Genomic DNA, 814 nt, shown 5'->3' on the forward strand with positions numbered 1-814 from the left:
TCCTCTAACCTTGAGCTTTGAGAATAGCTTATCGGAGCTATTTAAAATTCCGTCGCCGTTGCTGTCAAAGTTAAAAAGTATTGCATTTGAGCTAAATTTGCCGATACCTAGCTTGTCGTTATCGCCGTATAGATCTAAAAATACCTCTACGTCGCCGTATTTAGTTTTTAGTATATTTTCGCTTGCATAGTCGTTTAGATTGCTTCTGTCTTGACTTAGGATGGTATTTGATTTGCTGCCTTTAAAATATCCGCCGCCGGCAAATTCTTCTATTACGGGCGCCCCGGAATCTGGCAAACCGATAGAAAAACAATATCCGTTATTCACCTGCGGTCCTTGAAATCCATTATATCCGTCTTGAGTAACCCTATCCGAGTTGTCCATATTGGACCACATAGGCAGACTTGCCCTATGAGCGCTTGATCCTCCAAACCCGGTAGAATATCCATTTACATTATCAGTTCCGCCTTTATATAGATAGGCTTGCGAATTTTGCATTAGTATATCGTTGGCTGTTTCTAAAAGATCGTATTGCCTACTGATATATTCGTCCTTGCTTATTGCCTCATTGCCCACCTTGACTAGCTCTTGTCCGGCGAGTCTAGATGCGGAAGCTTGCATTTGGCCTTGTCTTAATAATGATAAATTTACGTCATAGCCGTTTCTTAGCAGAATATCCATATTAAAATCCTTTTATGCTTTTACGTCAAATTTGCCTAGTTTTGCCAGATGATTTAAAATTTCCGTTATATCCGTCCCTTTTTCGCGTTCGGCTTTTAAGAAATTCTCGAAAAACTCGCGCTTTATATCCTTA

General features: G+C 40.0%; 1 pseudogene. It reads right to left on the minus strand.

Annotation, left to right across the window (positions count from 1 at the left end):
• Nucleotides 1-681, minus strand: a pseudogene (locus tag H740_RS12020) (hypothetical protein); the annotation flags it as partial.
• Nucleotides 682-814: the final 133 nt, after the last annotated feature.

The organism is Campylobacter showae CC57C (assembly GCF_000344295.2).
Lineage (GTDB): Bacteria > Campylobacterota > Campylobacteria > Campylobacterales > Campylobacteraceae > Campylobacter_A > Campylobacter_A showae_B.